This window comes from Aquimarina sp. KJ22-3, from assembly GCF_055808215.1.
Map to the genome: position 1 here is coordinate 2,599,043 of NZ_CM147859.1, position 16,836 is coordinate 2,615,878.

The window sequence follows — 16,836 nt, forward strand, 5'->3', positions numbered from 1 at the left end:
ATAAAAATGTTTATAATCAACCTATTACGCCAAATAATTATTGAAGATTTATGCTGATAAAAAGATTAATAACAAAAAATTAAGTTGAAATGCATTTTGAAAACATATTTTTTTATAAATTCGCGAAGTATTAGAAAACAATGAGAAACATATTTATACATCATCACCATTCAAACATATTCGCTCAGGCGTGGTAGGTTTGGTATGTGTATATAACAAATAAATAAAAACCCGTTTGAGCAATTCAAACGGGTTTTTTGTTTTCTATAAACTCGTTTGGTTTGATCTAACACAACAACAAAAAATTAAAATGTCAAAAATTAAAATTGCTATTCAGAAAAGCGGTCGGCTTAATGAAGACTCTGTAAAAATTCTAAAAGATTGCGGTATTTCAATTGATAATGGGAAAGATCAATTAAAAGCACAGACTCGCAATTTTCCTATGGAGGTAATGTTTCTTCGAAACGGAGATATCCCTCAATATTTAAGAGATGGAGTGGTAGATATTGCTATCATAGGAGAAAATGTGCTGATAGAAAAAGGACAGGATATTTCTATTGCTGAACGTTTAAATTTTTCTAAATGTAAAGTTTCCCTGGCGGTACCAAAGGAGTTCGAATACAATTCTATTCAGGATTTGGATGGTAAAAAAATTGCAACTTCTTATCCCAATACAGTAAATCAATTCTTGGCACAAAAAGGAATCACTGCAGAGCTTCACCAGATATCTGGATCTGTAGAAATTGCACCTAATATTGGTCTTGCAGATGCAATCTGTGATATCGTGTCTAGCGGTAGTACGTTGTTCAAAAACAATCTAAAAGAGGTAGAGGTAATGTTAACCTCTGAGGCGGTATTGGCAGTTTCTCCAAAAATTTCTGAAGAGTCTAAAAAGATCTTAGAAAAATTACAATTCAGAATACAGGCGGTTCTAAAAGCGCGAAACTCGAAATATGTATTGTTGAATGCTCCAAATGACAAGATAGAAGATATCGTTAAAATATTACCTGGAATGCGAAGCCCTACGGTATTGCCGCTTGCAGAAAAAGGATGGAGTTCTATACATACCGTAGTAGAAAAGAATAAGTTCTGGGATATCCTTGACGAACTAAAATCTGAAGGTGCTGAGGGAATATTGGTTTGCCCAATAGAAAAAATGGTGCTTTAATAATCACAATAGATTTAGATCATCATGTACACCATTTCCTTAATACCAAATAGCAATATAGATAGCATACTAGCACTCTTGCAAGAGTTGAATCCTAAAGTGGAATTTCAAACCCTAAAGGCTCGTTTAGACGATATGCTACAATCTAATTATGAGTGTGTAGGGGTTTACGATCAAAATAAATTAATAGGTATTTCGGGTTTGTGGTTCTTAACCAAGTATTATGTGGGGAAACATGTAGAACCAGATAATGTTTATATTCTTCCAGAATACCAAGGTAAAGGAATAGGAAAGTTATTGATGAATTGGATATTTGATTATGCCAGAAGTAAAGGATGCGTAGCTTCCGAACTAAACTGTTATGTAAATAATACTTCTGGACAGAAATTTTGGTTGGATCAAGGTTATAAATTGATAGCCTATCACTATCAAAAACAATTGTAGATTCAATCAATTAATAGAAAAGAACAAATGAAAAAAATATATAATCCAGAAATAAAAGAGTGGGGAGAACTACTAAAACGACCTACTCAAACTATAGCAGATATTGAAGACACTGTCTTGCAGATTTTTGATGAAGTAAAAGCTGAAGGGGATGAAATTATTAATGCGTATACTCAAAAATTTGACAGGGTGGCTATCCAAGACATCTTAGTCACTCCTGCCGAAGTGGAAGAAGCAAAGATGCTGATCGATGAGGAGCTCAAAACCGCTATATTATTAGCAAAATCCAATATTGAAGCTTTTCATAAGGCACAAAAAACAGAGCGAGTAGCAGTAGATACTACTGATGGAGTTTCTTGTTGGCAGGAAAAGAGAGCAATACAAAAGGTGGGGCTTTATATTCCTGGGGGAACAGCCCCTTTATTTTCAACGATTTTGATGCTCGCTGTTCCGGCAAACTTGGCGGGATGTAAAGAGGTTGTGTTGTGCTCTCCACCAAATGCTGAAGGTAAAATCCACCCTGCAATATTATTTACTGCAGATTTGTGTGGTGTAACAACAGTCTGTAAAGCTGGTGGAATTCAAGCTGTAGCAGGGATGACCTTTGGAACCCAATCTATTCCTAAAGTTTATAAAATTTTTGGTCCGGGTAACCAGTTCGTCACCGTAGCCAAACAACTGGCAACCAAATTTGGTGTAGCCATAGATATGCCCGCTGGCCCTAGTGAATTATTAGTGGTAGCCGATGATAGTGCAAATCCTGCTTTTGTTGCTTCAGATTTATTGAGCCAAGCAGAGCACGGTAAGGATAGTCAGGTTATTTTGGTATCTACTTCAAAAAGTATGATCGAATTGGTAGAAAAAGAAGTGGCAGGACAATTAGAAAAGTTACCAAGAAAAGAGATTGCAACGGCAGCTATAGAAAACTCTAAATTGATTTATGTAGAAAATGATCAAATAGCCTTGGACCTAATTAATGAATATGGGCCAGAACACTTTATTGTTTGTGTAGCAAATGAAGATTTCTATGTAGATCAGATCGTTAATGCAGGATCTGTTTTTATTGGTAATTATACACCAGAGAGTGCAGGAGATTATGCTTCTGGAACCAATCATACCTTGCCTACAAATGGCTATGCAAAGCAATATAGCGGTGTAAACCTGGATAGCTTTATGAAATCCATGACATTTCAGAAAATATCAGAACAAGGAATAAAAAATATAGGGAATGCTATTGAGTTGATGGCCGAAGCAGAAGGGCTTCAAGCACACAAAAATGCAGTTACGTTGCGACTACAAAGCCTATCAGAAAATTAAAATTATTGGGATGAATTGTAAAAATTGTGGATATCAACTAGAAGAAGGATTAGGGTACTGTAATAATTGCGGAGCCAAGGTGATTAGTGAAAGGATTACTTTGAAACAATTACGAAACGATTTTTTTAATGATGTTTTGGGATTGGATAATCTGTTTTTAAGGACCATAAGAACTTTTGCAGTAGCACCGTATCAGGTGATTTTGGATTATGTTACTGGTACAAGAAAGCGATACATTAATCCATTTGCTTTTTTGGCGATTGTAGCCGCGATTTCAACATTCGTATTTAATACTTTTTCAGAAGAATATATTAGCAGGATAGATGCCACTCAAGATGAATCGATGTATGAAGAAATATTTGCCATGATCAATCCGGGAAAGGATAAAAACTCTGCAGAGTATCAACAAGAATATACCGAATATAGGGATTCGTCTATTGAAGCAAGTAGAAACATGTATGTCATATTATTACGTTATTTCAATATTTCGGTATTTCTATTTACACCGGTATATGCTCTTTTAGCTTTTTTGGTGTTTGGTAGCAAACCATTTAATTATGGAGAACATTTGGTGGCAAATGCCTACCTGGTAGCATTTGGGTTACTGGTAGGGACTTTGTTTTTCTTAGCTTCGGTAGCAATACATCCATCTATATATATGTATAGTTCAATTATCACCATTGCCTATTATTTGATTAGCTACAAAAAAATAGCAGAACTATCCATTAAAGGAATCCTATTTAAATTTTTAAAATTCATTTTATTGAGTATTGGGTTTTTAATTGTGATTGGTTTTGTTTCAGTTGTACTAGGGTTTTTAGGAGCATTAATTTATAATAAGTTATCGTAAAATACCACAATGAAGAAAATAGAATTTGATATAAATAGAATTGTAAGAGATAATGTTAGAGGCTTACAGCCTTACTCATCAGCAAGAGATGAATACGTTAGTGATGGGTCAGATATGATTTTTTTGGATGCCAACGAAAATCCTTATGAAAATGGAGTGAATCGTTATCCAGACCCTCAGCAACGCAGTCTTAAAGATGCTTTGGCAGCTCAAAAAGGAGTGTCGAGTAATCATATGTTGTTGGGTAATGGCAGTGATGAAGTGCTGGATCTTATTTTTAGAGCATTTTGTGAGCCCAAAAAAGATAATATCATCACATTACCACCAACATATGGGATGTACAAGGTATTGGCAAATACCAATGATATAGAAGAAAAAAGAGTGTTGCTAACAAAAGATTTTCAACCTGACCTATCTGGAATTTTTGATGCTGTGGATGAAAATTCGAAGATCATCTTTTTGTGTTCGCCCAATAATCCTACAGGAAACTCTTTTGATGCTAAAAAAATAGAAACTATTCTAGAATCATTCAATGGTTTGGTAGTAGTTGACGAAGCTTATATTGATTTTTCTAAAAAGGAAAGCTGGGTGTCAAATCTTATAAAGTATCCCAATTTGATAGTTACACAAACTTTGTCTAAGGCTTATGGTCTTGCTGGGATACGTTTAGGGATTTGTTATGCCTCTGAAGAGATTATCCAAATTTTAAACAAAATAAAACCGCCTTACAATGTCAATGAATTGACTCAGCAACGGGCTTTGGATCGCGTATTGGATCAGGAAAAAGTAAAAACAGAGATTAGCAGTATCCTAGAAGGAAGAGAAAGCCTGGTTAGGGCGCTATCAGCTGTAGCTTTTGTACAGACTATATATGATACCGATGCTAATTTTGTTTTAGCAAAAGTTGATGATGCTGACAAACGATATGCGCAATTACTAGCAAAAGGTATCGTAGTTAGAAATAGAAGCACACAACCTTTATGTGAAAATACCCTACGGTTTACAGTAGGTACTGAAACAGAAAATAAAAAATTAATTAAAACCTTGCAAAACTTGTAAAGTAATATTTCAGATTTAAGCTTTACATTATATCTAGACATGAAAAAGAAAGTATTATTTATAGATAGAGACGGAACAATCATAAAAGAAACAGCAGACGAACAAATAGATGCATTCGAAAAGATGATCTTTTATCCAAAAGCATTTACATATTTGGGGAAAATTGCTAAAGAACTGGATTATGAGCTGGTAATGATTACCAATCAAGATGGTTTGGGAACAGATGTCTTTCCAGAAGATACCTTTTGGCCAGTACATAATTTTATCTTGAAATCTTTTGAAAACGAAGGAGTAGTATTCGATAAAGTATTTTTGGATAGAACATTTCCACACGAGAATGCCAATACCAGAAAACCAGGTACAGGGTTGCTAACAGAATATTTTTCGGATGCTTACGATCTGAAAAATTCCTTCGTGATAGGAGATCGCCTTACCGATATGGAATTGGCTAAAAACCTAGGTGCCAAAGGGATATTTATAAATGATAATACCAACCTGGGAACTGGAGAAATAACCATCAATACAGATGAGCTTGACGAGTATATTGCCTTAGAAAGTAATGATTGGCAGCGTATTTATGAGTTTCTAAAATTAGAGGATCGCGTTGCAGAAATTGCTAGAAAAACGAATGAGACGGATATTTTTATTCAGTTGAATTTGGATGGTACTGGTAAGAGTGATATCTCTACTGGATTAGAATTTTTTGATCACATGTTAGATCAGATTGCTCGTCATGGGCAAATGGATTTGGTAATCAAGGTCAAGGGAGATCTGGAAGTTGATGAGCATCATACTATCGAAGATACCGCTATTGCATTGGGAGAGGTTTTCTCAAAAGCGCTTGCAGATAAATTAGGGATCGAACGTTATGGGTTCTGTTTGCCAATGGATGATTGCCTGGCACAGGTTGCTATTGATTTTGGAGGACGCAACTGGTTAGTTTGGGAAGCAGATTTCAAAAGAGAAATGATCGGTAAAATGCCAACAGAGATGTTTTTCCATTTCTTTAAGTCTTTTACAGACGGCGCAAAAGCAAATTTAAATATCAAAGCCGAAGGGGTAAATGAACATCATAAGATTGAGGCTATTTTTAAGGCTTTTGCCAAAGCCATTAAAGTAGCGGTAAAAAGAGATCCGGAAAAAATGATTTTGCCTAGTACAAAAGGAATGTTGTAAAACAAAACAAGCTGTATAATCTTTTTGATAAACACATGAAAATAGTAATTATAAACTACGGGGCTGGAAATATTCAATCTATAAAGTTTGCAATTCAACGATTGGGATATGAAGCTGTTTTAAGCAATGATCCCGAAGAGATACAACAAGCCGATAAGGTAATTTTTCCTGGGGTAGGAGAAGCAAGTAGTGCTATGCAAAAGCTCAAAGAATCAGGATTAGATACTTTAGTACCAAAATTAAAACAACCTGTCTTAGGGATTTGTCTGGGAATGCAGCTAATGTGCAACTATACTGAGGAAGGCAATACCAAAGGTTTAGCGATTTTTGACACTAATGTATTGCGATTTAACCACGGGGTGAAAGTACCGCAGATTGGCTGGAATCAAATAGAAGAATTGAAATCACCATTGTTCAAAGATGTTGCGGAAAAGGAATACATCTATTTGGTGCATAGCTATTATGCACCTATTACTGAAGAAACGGTAGCACAATCCACTTATGGAATAGCCTACAGTACTGCATTGCAGAAAAATAACTTTTATGGAACCCAATTTCACCCAGAAAAGAGTAGTGATGTTGGTGAACAAATATTAAAGAACTTCCTAGAATTATGAGAATCATACCAGCTATAGACATTATCGAGGGTAAATGTGTTCGTCTTTCCAAAGGCGATTACGCAACCAAAAAGATATATAACGAAAATCCACTTGAAGTAGCAAAAATGTTCGAAGATCACGGAATACAATATTTGCACTTAGTAGATCTCGATGGTGCCAAATCAAAACATATTGTAAACCACAAAGTCTTAGAGCAAATCGCAACCAAAACGAATCTAAAAATTGATTTTGGAGGAGGATTAAAAACAGACGAAGATCTTAGAATAGCTTTTGAGAGTGGAGCAAATCAAATCACAGGAGGAAGTATTGCGGTAAAAGATCCAGATACCTTTACCTCTTGGTTACAGCGTTTCGGAGAAGACCGCATTATTTTGGGTGCCGATGCTCAAAATGAGAAAATAGCTGTGAGTGGATGGCTGGAAGAAAGCGACAAGGAGTTGATTCCTTTTATCAAAGAGTATCGAGAAAAAGGAATTACTTATGTGATTTGTACGGATATTAGTAAAGACGGAATGTTGCAAGGGCCTTCTTTTGATCTTTATCAAAAAATCTTAAGTGAAACCGAAGGAGTGAAATTGATTGCTTCTGGTGGTATTTCTGATTTTGAAGAACTCCCTAGGCTAGCTGAACTGGGATGCGAGGGAACTATCATTGGTAAAGCGATTTATGAAAATAAGATTAGTCTTACTCAATTAGAAAATTTCATTCTTTCAAGAGCATAAATATGGAAGAGAAAGTCGCAAAAGAATTCGTAGAACAGATCATCTATAGATGGGATGAAAGTACAAGAATGATCGGATTAAGTTTTGAACAACTTGATGAAGAAGATATTTGGAAAAAACCAACATCAAACTCAAATAGTGTGGGCAACCTTATACTTCATTTGTGTGGTAACATTACCCAATATGCAATTTCTTCTTTGGGAAATACTGAGGACCAAAGAGCACGAGATGAGGAGTTTGCCTCCAAAGGAGGGGTAAGCAAAGACGAATTATGGAGTAAGCTACAAGAAACTGTTGAAAAGGCTAGACAAACACTTCGTAACATTTCAACATCAGAATTGCTTAGAGAGCGAGAGGTGCAAGGATTTACGTTTTCAGGAATTGGTATTGCCATTCATGTTGCCGAACATTACTCGTACCATACAGGACAAATAGCGTTTTGGACAAAACAACTCAAAGACAAATCCAATTTAGGATTTTATGATGGAATAGATTTGAATATTAAAAACAAAAATGACTGATGCTTACTAAAAGAATAATTCCTTGTTTAGACATAAAAAACGGAAGAACAGTAAAGGGAGTAAATTTTGTAGATCTAAGAGATGCTGGAGATCCTGTAGAATTGGCAGATGTATATTCAAAAGCTGGAGCGGATGAGCTGGTGTTTTTAGACATCTCTGCTACGGAAGAAAGACGAAAAACTCTGGCTGATTTGGTACTTCGAGTAGCAGAGAAGGTGAATATTCCTTTTACAGTAGGAGGAGGGATATCGTCTGTAGAGGATGTAGATATTTTATTGCAGAATGGAGCAGATAAGGTTTCTGTGAACTCTTCAGCAGTAAAAAATCCTGATTTGATCAATGAATTGGCTGGTAAATTTGGGAGTCAATGTATAACAGTGGCTATCGATGCAAAAAAGATTGATGGGGAATGGAAAGTGCATTTGGTAGGAGGAAAAGTACCTACAGAACTTAATCTCTTTGAATGGGCTAAAGAAGTAGAACAAAGAGGAGCGGGGGAGATTCTATTTACCTCAATGGATCACGATGGTACCAAAGATGGATTTGCCAACGAAGCTTTGGCCAAATTATCTGAAGAATTGAATATTCCAATAATTGCTTCAGGTGGAGCAGGTAACATTTTGCACTTTGTAGACACCTTTAATAAAGGAAAGTCTGATGCAGCTTTGGCAGCAAGTGTTTTTCATTTTAAAGAAATAGAAATCAGTGATTTAAAGCAGGAATTAAAAAAGAATGATATTCCGGTTAGAATCTGACCAAGTGACTTTTTAAGAGAAAAATAGGTGTTGTCACAAAAAAATAAATTAAAAATTTAGAAAAAATGCTGCATATGCAGCTAGTAATAGTAAAGCATGGAAATAGACTTCAATAAAAATAGTGATGGATTAGTGCCAGCAATCATTCAAGATGCAATGACCAAGAATGTTTTAATGTTGGGATATATGGATCAGGAGGCTTATGATAAAACGATTGCACTTAAAAAAGTTACTTTTTTCAGTAGATCAAAAAATAGGTTATGGACCAAAGGAGAAGAGAGTGGCAATTTTTTGCATCTAATCGATATAAAAGTGGATTGTGATAAGGATACGTTGTTAGTGTCTGTTAAACCAGAAGGTCCTACTTGTCATACGGGTACAGATACTTGCTGGAACGATAAGAATGTTCAGGAGTATGGTTTCTTAACAGAACTTGAAGAAGTAATTCGAAATCGAAAGGAGAATCAGGATAATGAAAAATCGTATGTAGCCTCATTATTTAAAAAAGGAATTAATAAGGTAGCTCAAAAAGTAGGAGAGGAAGCAGTAGAGGTGGTCATCGAAGCTAAAGATGATAATGAAGAATTGTTTTTGAACGAAAGTGCAGATTTACTCTTTCACTATCTAATATTGCTACAAGCCAAAGGATATAAATTAAATGATATAGTAAATGTTTTGCAATCAAGAAGTTGAGTATTTTGACCTGAACAATCGATTAAAAGCGAAATTTACCGACAAAAACTTGTTTTGTTAACAAAATGTTATAATTTCGTAGACCTAAACCAACTAATTTTGAAACATAACAAAGGTGAATTACAGTATGTTTTTGGGAAACCTATTGTAAAAATACTCTTAATTGGGCTGTTGTTTTTTGCCCAACGTTCTTTTTCCCAATGTGTCAATCCAGGCCTCATTACCATAGAGAAATGCGATATGGAAACTATCGATTTTGACATGAATGGTGATCCAGATGGAATTATTAATATTTATGATGAGACCGGTACTACACCAACTGATGGTACTTGGTCTATAAGTCCTAGGTTTAGTGTGGCTTTTGATGCTGTAACTGGTAACCTGTCTACTTGGGATTTACAATTTTCTACAACAGCAACAACACCAAATAACTATTTTTTCGAACTAAGGAATGCAGCCTGTGGAGATGTACCTATTCGCACCGCAAGATTGTTTTTGGGACCATACTCAGGAGTTACTTTGGCTCCTTTCGGTACACTGAATGTAAATGTAGAGGCGTGTGATAATGAGACTTTTGATTTGTTTAATGCACTTACTTCAGATGCACTTAATCCTCCTCCTCATCTTAACGGAGAGTGGATTTATAATGGTAGTAGCCCCAATTTTTTGTCTCTTAGCGGTTCTATGTTCTCAGCTAGAATACCTTATCAACCAGGACTTCCGTTGGTAGATCAAGAAGTGTTTGAGTTTACGTATCGAGTACCGGGGTTAACACCTTGCGATCCTTCTGAAGAGACCACAGTAAGAATCTCAATGATACGCCAGGTAGATTCCGGGGGATCAGATATCACAGAAATTTGCGAGTCTGATGTGTTAGCAGGAGTATATGATGCCGATATTGATTTAAGGGATGATCAGTATTTATTAGGAGAGGATATAGAAGGATATTGGAGTATTGCAGATCCAACAGGACAAATAGCAGATGAAAATGACTCTATGGTGAATCTTAGAGCGGTATATGAGCAAATTGTAGATGGAGGAAACAACCTACGATTTGGTTGCGAAACTGTAGACTATACTTATAATGTAGATCAACGATCAGGGGTGTGTACCGATAGAAATACCTCAGTGTCTTTTACCTTTTATGAGCAATTGAGGTCATTTAATCAACCAGCTGCTGCGCCAAGATTGTGTAGAAATACTTCTGGAAGTCTTAATCTATTTGATTTGTTAGAATTTACTACCGAGGGAGGTTTTGATTTCACTTATGATAACAGCTTTTACGTAAACTGGAGATTGGTTTCTGGTCCATCTTCTTTAGATCTAGTAGAACAGCCGAATTCGTTGATGGATTTCGATACCAGTATTGATTATTACCTGGGGACTGTTAATTTGTCATTAGCACCGCCAGGAGTATACACTTTCGAATTTGGAGTAACACCAGATATTAATTGTCCTTCTCCAGATCAAATTTGCGATCCTTTTATTACAGATCCATTAGATCCGACCTTCTCTAATAACCCATGTGCTATTTTAACAACACAGGTGGTTATAGAGGTATTGGCTTTTGATTATGCGGGTGAAGATACTGATGATATTGATCTTTGTGCCTCTCTTGGACAGGTTGATCTTATTAGCCTTTTGAATACCAATGGTACAGATACTGTGGTGGATACAGGAGTTTGGACCGATGGATCGGGTGCTATTATTAACAATGATTTTGTTTTTCCAGATATAGCGGTATCTCAGGTTTTTAATTTTACATATACTACGACTAGCAGTTCGGGATGTGTTGAGCAAGCTGATCTAGAATTTACGGTGTACGCTGTGCCTGATGCTGGCGAGGATAACGAGTTTCGGGTTTGTTCTGATAATCTAAGTCTTTCTCTTTTTGATTTACTAGGAGGTACTCCAGATACAACCGGTACATGGACAGGTCCTTTTGGATATGTTTCTACCGATCATTTAGGAACTTTTGATATCAACGATGAGACCTTGCCAATATTGGGGCCAGGAAATTACACCTATACTGTACCTGCTAATCCTGGATGTCCAGATGAAGATACAGCGATTGTAAGAATTATTGTTGTAGAGCCTCAAACGATTGGAAATGACAGGGCAGATAGCTTTTGTAAAATTGATGGTAGAGTAAATTTGTTTACGCTTTTGGATAGAGATACTCCAAGAACTGGAGTTTTTGAAGATACAGATGGTACAGGAGCGCTTTCGCCAGAAGGAGTTTTAGAATTCGAGACGTTGACTAACGAGATTTATAACTTTAGATATGTGGTCACCAACGCAGTTCCTTGTGATGAATCGTCGCTTAACGTTGCTGTTCAAATTGTCGATTTGCCAGAGCCCAATGTTCCGGATCAGGAATTTTGTATTCTGGATGCAGCCAGATTAGATGATATAGAGGTAGATGTACTTAATTTTAATTGGTATACTTCGTTAGAAAGTGATACTCCAATTATAGATAATCCAATCCTATTAGATAACCAATTGCTCTATATCGCCAATGTGGATGTGGACAATTGTGAGTCCGAACGAGTAGCGGTCAATATTAATATCTTGAATACAGGTGAACGTTCTTCTAGTGGAGAGTTGTGTACTCTAGATTTTCAGGATGGAGTTTCTCCTAATGGAGATAATCAAAATGACACTTTTGACCTTTTTATAGAAGATGTGTATAACATCCCAGAAGCATTTCCGGATTTTGATCTCAAGATCTATAACCGATACGGAAGCTTGGTATACGAAGGTAATCGGGATACCGAAGAATTTCGAGGAGAAAGTAACACTTCGGTGCGATTAGGGGATGATCTTCCATCGGGAACATACTTCTATATTTTTACACCTAATTTTGAAAACAATTTACCAATACAAGGTAGTTTCTACCTAAGCAGATAATCAATGAAAAAAATAATTTTTAGTTTGGCCTTGGTTCTCTGCTCGGTAGCGTATGCACAGCAGGAACCTCAGTATTCTCAGTACATGTACAATATGAGTACAGTAAACCCCGGGTATGTAACCAATCAAAGTGGTTTGATCTCGACGGGATTGCTATATCGCAGACAGTGGACAGGGATCGAAGGAAGTCCCGAGACTACCAACGTTTTTGGAAATATCCCTTTGAGTGAAAAAATTGAATTAAGTGTCAATTATGTAAATGATAAAATTGGAGATGCTATTCCGGTAGTGAATGATTATATCAATTTGGATTTTGCGTACATCACCAGAATATCTGACCAGGCAAAGTTATCCTACGGACTTAAAGCAGGAATCAATAATTTCAGAATAGATCCTTCAGGGTCTGATGTGGCCGATGATCCCGCGTTTAGAGATAACACCTCTACGACTCAATTGAATATTGGAGCTGGAGTCTACTTGTTCACTAGTAATTTTTATGCTGGCGTTTCTTCTCCTAATTTGTTGCCGAGCGATATTGATATCGATGGAATAGGAGTATCGCAAACCAAAACACATATTTATGGTATTGCAGGTTATGTTTTTGATTTTGTAGACGAAGTAAAGCTAAAACCTTCTTTTGTAGTAAAACAGGTTATTGATTCGCCACTTACATTTGATATATCCTTAAACTCTTTGATTTATGATAAGTTTGAGCTTGGGGTTTCGTATCGATATACAGATTCATTTATAGCCCTTGCGGGATTCAATATTACTCAGAACCTCAAAGTGGGGTACTCCTATGATTTTAGTGTAAGCGAGCTAAGCGGATTTAATGATGGGAGTCATGAAATAGTATTGTTATATAATTTCGACCTTCTACGATTTGGTAATCAACATACTTCACCAAGATTTTTCTAGATGACAAAGACAAAGATATTTATACTGCTACTAGTAACGTTTCAATTTGCTTTTTCTCAGAAAAAAGTAGAGCAGATCGTTTTTTTGAACAAGGTGATTATATAAATGCGGCCTTGCAATACGAACAACAGCTTAATCAAGAAGGATATACCAAGCATATATTAAATAATATCTCTACATCCTATTATCGTACTTTTAAGTTTAGAAAAGCCTATCGGTATTTAAAGGTGCTTACTTCTGGAAAGTTTTATGATCGTGATAAAACCTATGATAATAAGTACAACTTTATGATGTATCAGGTATTGTCTGCTTTAGGAGAATATGATAAGTCCATTCCTTATCTGAAGTTGTATGCTAGCAGCAATTCCGATGATACCGTTGATAAAGAGGATGTGATCTCAACCATAGAGAATTTTAAGTTGAAGGATGATGATTATAAGGTGAAGTCAGTGTCTTTTAATTCTGATGCTGCTGATTTTGGAGCAGTCAAAAGGGATAGTATTGTCTATTTTGTTACGGATAGAAGCCCTCATAGTGCACTTGATAAAAACTATAAATGGACACATCGTCCTTTCTTAGATATCTACCAGGTTGCAGTTAATGAAAAGAATATTCCAACACATGAAGCAACGACGTTATCAAAAGAAGTAAACTCTAAGCTACATGAAGGTAATTTTTGCTTTACCAAGGATGGGAATACGATGTACCTCTCCAAAAGTAATTCAGAAAAAGGGAAGAAAAAATTCGATAGCTTACGGAAAAACTCAGTGCACCTATACAAGGCTAATAAGGTAGATGGAGCCTGGTCAACCCCAGAAAAGTTAGCATTCAATAATGTAAACTATTCTATAGAACATCCAGCATTATCTCCAGATGGATCTAAATTGTATTTTGCATCCAATATGCCTGGTGGCTATGGTGATTTTGATATTTACTATGTGGATGTTGATCTTGACGGAACCTATGGAAAGCCAGTGAATCTGGGCCCTGTTATCAATACGAAAAACAGAGAACAATTTCCTTTTATTTCAGACAAAGGCCATTTATTCTTTTCGTCAAATGGTCATTTAGGACTGGGAATGATGGATAATTTTGTTTCAGAATTAAAAAAAGAGGAGTTTACCAAACCTATCAATCTAGGTGCGCCAATTAATTCTAGTTATGATGACTTTTCTATGGCATATTATAACGAAACTGATGGTTTCTTTGCATCAAATAGAAAAAAAGTAGGAGATGATATTTATGCATTTTCACAAATAGGGGAAATATTTCCAAAAGAATACATTGCTCGCTTCGAGGTTAGGGATTATGCATCTGAGAGTTATATTCCCAATGCAGAGGTGATTTTATATGATGAAGATAATGAGAAATTGTATGAAAGTCAGTTAGATTCTATAGCAGGTTTTGAAATGAAACTCTTTTCGGGGAAATATAACTTCAAGGCTTCGGCTTTTGGTTATAAAACACGAACAAAGCCCGTTTTGGTAAAAGAAAAGCAGAACGAAACCTATGTAGTCTATCTGGATAGGGATAAGCAACGAGAAAAAATTGCTGAGAACACCGACCAGATAAACGTAAAAGACAGTATCAATATCAGAAATCAAAATACGGTGACCAGTAGTAATACCCGAACCAAAGAAGAAGAGATTTCTAAAGAAAAACTTAGAGAACTGTTATTAAATGATAGAGAAGGTCCTCCTGTAGTTGAAAAAAATGGAAAACTGTATTTTGAAATGCCGCCAATTTATTTTGATTACGATAAATGGAATATCCGATCAGATTCTAAAAAAGTACTGGACAAACTAGCGCAGAAACTAGAAAAGTATAAGACCGTATATATTAAAATTAGTTCACATACCGATAGTCGTGGTACAGCATCATATAACCAGCTATTATCAGAGAGACGGGCAGAGTCCACACGTAACTATTTGGCGTTGATTGGTTATGTAAACGCCAGAAGAATGCAATTTGTTGGTTTTGGGGAATCCGTTCCTTTGATCAGTTGCGAGGATAAGGTTTGTACGGAAGAAGAGCACCAAACCAATAGAAGAAGTGAGTTTGAAATTGTGAAATATTAAATCATATTAACTATAAGATTAAAACAATAAATGTATTTTTATAGGTAATAAACAAAAACTTACTCTCATGAATAAACTATGGATGCTTTTAGTATGTGTGGTTCTTGTTGCTTGCCAAAAGGAAGTAAAAAAGGATTACGCTCTATTTTCTGGCAAAGTAACAGGAAACGCTGACGAGGTTAGAATTTTCGGTAACGATTTTGAACATAAAATTCCAATTGCAGAAGATGGTACTTTTTCTGATACCTTAAAAATTGATGTAGAAGGATACTACGATTATAACATCGGTAAAGAATATTCAGCTATATATCTTACCAAAGGAGCTGATTTAAACTTAACCATCGATACTAGTCAATTCGACGAATCAATTGCCTATACAGGAGTAGGATCGAGTGAAAATAACTTTTTGGCCGAGAAATACTTGAAGAATGAAGAGGTTACTGCAGATATGAAAGCATTTTTTTCTTTAGAACCTGAAGCATACAAGGAAAAATCTAAAGCACTTAAGAACGAAATCCAAAACTTACTAGATAGTAAGAAACAGTTGAATGTTGATTTTGTTCAATCAGAAACCTTAAACAATACATATGCTCATGTAGGAAGGCTTTTTGATTATACAGGTGCTCATAAATACTATACCAAAAAAGAGGAGTTAGAACTTCCGGATGATTTTTTTGAAGAAGCAAAGAAAATAGATTTTACAGATGAAAATAAATATCAAACCTTACCTCAGTACAAAAATTTAGTAAGAGGATATCTTCAACGAAGCTTGTCAGATTTAGAGAAAAAATATGATGATGATACACCAAAAGCATTACAAGAATTAGTAGGAGGGATGCCGGCTGATAGTAAGATAAAAGAAGCTTTCTTACAAAATATGTCGTTTTATATGGCGTATTCAGACAAACTTGATGAATTGTACGCGGTATTAAAGACTACTCCAAACCATGAGCATCAAAAAGAGTTTGAAAGACAATACAATATCTATAAAACGCTGGTCAAAGGAAAACCTTCTCCTTCTTTTGAATATGAAAACTTTAAAGGGGGATCTACTGCTTTGGGAGATCTAAAAGGCAAGTATGTATATATGGATATTTGGGCAACCTGGTGTGGTCCTTGCAAAAAGGAAATTCCATTTTTGAAAAAGCTGGAAGAAAACTATCACGATAAAAATATAGAATTCGTAAGTATTTCTATCGATCGCAAAAAAGATTACGATGCCTGGAAACAAATGGTCGAGGAGAAAGAACTTGGAGGTATTCAGTTAATTGCCGATAAGGATTGGAAATCTGATTTTGTAATGAACTATGGTATAAAAGGTATTCCCAGATTTATTTTGGTAGATCCTGAAGGAAAAATAGTGAGTGCCAACGCGCCAAGACCATCTAATCCAAAGTTAATTGATCTATTTGATGAACTAGAAATTTAGCTTTCTAATTCATCATATAGCCCGAGATATTCGGGCTTTTTTTATAATCTTTGTTCTAGTGTGTTGTTTTATAATATATTAAATTGTACTTTTGCACTCCTTTTTAGCGAGTAAGAAAGTAGAAAAGGGTTTTTATAAAACGAATGATAACGCTTCTGTGAAGTTTTCGCTTTAAC

General features: G+C 35.7%; 15 protein-coding genes. All 15 read left to right on the top strand.

Translation table 11 applies throughout. The features are described 5' to 3' along the window. Positions 1-310: 310 nt before the first annotated feature. The 15 genes from hisG to AC0L3Q_RS11970 all read left to right on the top strand — a co-directional run bounded on the left by hisG (position 311) and on the right by AC0L3Q_RS11970 (position 16,660). Positions 311-1,168, top strand: coding sequence for an ATP phosphoribosyltransferase (gene hisG, locus AC0L3Q_RS11900; RefSeq protein ID WP_473286755.1), 858 nt, complete (start codon positions 311-313; stop codon positions 1,166-1,168). 24 nt (positions 1,169-1,192) lie between these two features. Next, a complete protein-coding gene (locus AC0L3Q_RS11905) occupies positions 1,193-1,612 on the top strand; it encodes a GNAT family N-acetyltransferase (RefSeq protein ID WP_473286756.1) in 420 nt (139 codons plus the stop codon). Positions 1,613-1,639: 27 nt separating this feature from the next. After that, positions 1,640-2,929, top strand: coding sequence for a histidinol dehydrogenase (gene hisD / locus AC0L3Q_RS11910; protein WP_473286757.1), 1,290 nt, complete (start codon positions 1,640-1,642; stop codon positions 2,927-2,929). A 10-nt stretch (positions 2,930-2,939) separates the two neighbouring features. Further along, entirely contained in the window at positions 2,940-3,779 is an 840-nt protein-coding gene (locus tag AC0L3Q_RS11915; protein WP_473286758.1) for a DUF3667 domain-containing protein, read from the top strand. Between the two features lie 9 nt (positions 3,780-3,788). Continuing rightward, the gene (gene hisC, locus AC0L3Q_RS11920) at positions 3,789-4,838 is read left to right on the top strand and encodes a histidinol-phosphate transaminase (RefSeq protein ID WP_473286759.1); all 1,050 of its coding nucleotides are present in this window, start codon (positions 3,789-3,791) and stop codon (positions 4,836-4,838) included. A gap of 39 nt (positions 4,839-4,877) precedes the next feature. Further along, complete coding sequence (hisB, locus tag AC0L3Q_RS11925; RefSeq protein WP_473286760.1) at positions 4,878-6,014, top strand: bifunctional histidinol-phosphatase/imidazoleglycerol-phosphate dehydratase HisB; 1,137 nt, start codon at positions 4,878-4,880, stop codon at positions 6,012-6,014. A gap of 35 nt (positions 6,015-6,049) precedes the next feature. Then, complete coding sequence (hisH, locus tag AC0L3Q_RS11930; RefSeq protein WP_473286761.1) at positions 6,050-6,631, top strand: imidazole glycerol phosphate synthase subunit HisH; 582 nt, start codon at positions 6,050-6,052, stop codon at positions 6,629-6,631. After that, positions 6,628-7,356 carry a 1-(5-phosphoribosyl)-5-[(5-phosphoribosylamino)methylideneamino]imidazole-4-carboxamide isomerase gene (gene hisA / locus AC0L3Q_RS11935; protein ID WP_473286762.1) on the top strand — a complete coding sequence of 243 codons (729 nt, stop codon included), beginning with the start codon at positions 6,628-6,630 and terminating at the stop codon, positions 7,354-7,356. The genes hisH and hisA overlap by 4 nt, the downstream gene beginning before the upstream one ends. Before the next feature lie 2 nt (positions 7,357-7,358). Next, complete coding sequence (locus AC0L3Q_RS11940) at positions 7,359-7,877, top strand: DinB family protein (protein ID WP_473286763.1); 519 nt, start codon at positions 7,359-7,361, stop codon at positions 7,875-7,877. After that, positions 7,877-8,632 (top strand): imidazole glycerol phosphate synthase subunit HisF, encoded by a 756-nt coding sequence (gene hisF / locus AC0L3Q_RS11945; RefSeq protein ID WP_473286764.1) that lies wholly within the window; start codon positions 7,877-7,879, stop codon positions 8,630-8,632. The genes AC0L3Q_RS11940 and hisF overlap by 1 nt, the downstream gene beginning before the upstream one ends. A 96-nt stretch (positions 8,633-8,728) precedes the next feature. After that, the gene (gene hisIE / locus AC0L3Q_RS11950; RefSeq protein WP_473286765.1) at positions 8,729-9,325 is read left to right on the top strand and encodes a bifunctional phosphoribosyl-AMP cyclohydrolase/phosphoribosyl-ATP diphosphatase HisIE; all 597 of its coding nucleotides are present in this window, start codon (positions 8,729-8,731) and stop codon (positions 9,323-9,325) included. Positions 9,326-9,424: 99 nt separating this feature from the next. Next, entirely contained in the window at positions 9,425-12,235 is a 2,811-nt protein-coding gene (locus AC0L3Q_RS11955; RefSeq protein WP_473286766.1) for a gliding motility-associated C-terminal domain-containing protein, read from the top strand. Between the two features lie 3 nt (positions 12,236-12,238). Next, positions 12,239-13,153: a PorP/SprF family type IX secretion system membrane protein gene (locus tag AC0L3Q_RS11960; RefSeq protein ID WP_473286767.1), complete on the top strand. Its 915-nt coding sequence runs from the start codon at positions 12,239-12,241 to the stop codon at positions 13,151-13,153. A gap of 113 nt (positions 13,154-13,266) precedes the next feature. Beyond that, entirely contained in the window at positions 13,267-15,231 is a 1,965-nt protein-coding gene (locus AC0L3Q_RS11965; protein ID WP_473286768.1) for an OmpA family protein, read from the top strand. Between the two features lie 67 nt (positions 15,232-15,298). After that, entirely contained in the window at positions 15,299-16,660 is a 1,362-nt protein-coding gene (locus AC0L3Q_RS11970) for a TlpA family protein disulfide reductase (RefSeq protein ID WP_473286770.1), read from the top strand. Positions 16,661-16,836: the final 176 nt, after the last annotated feature.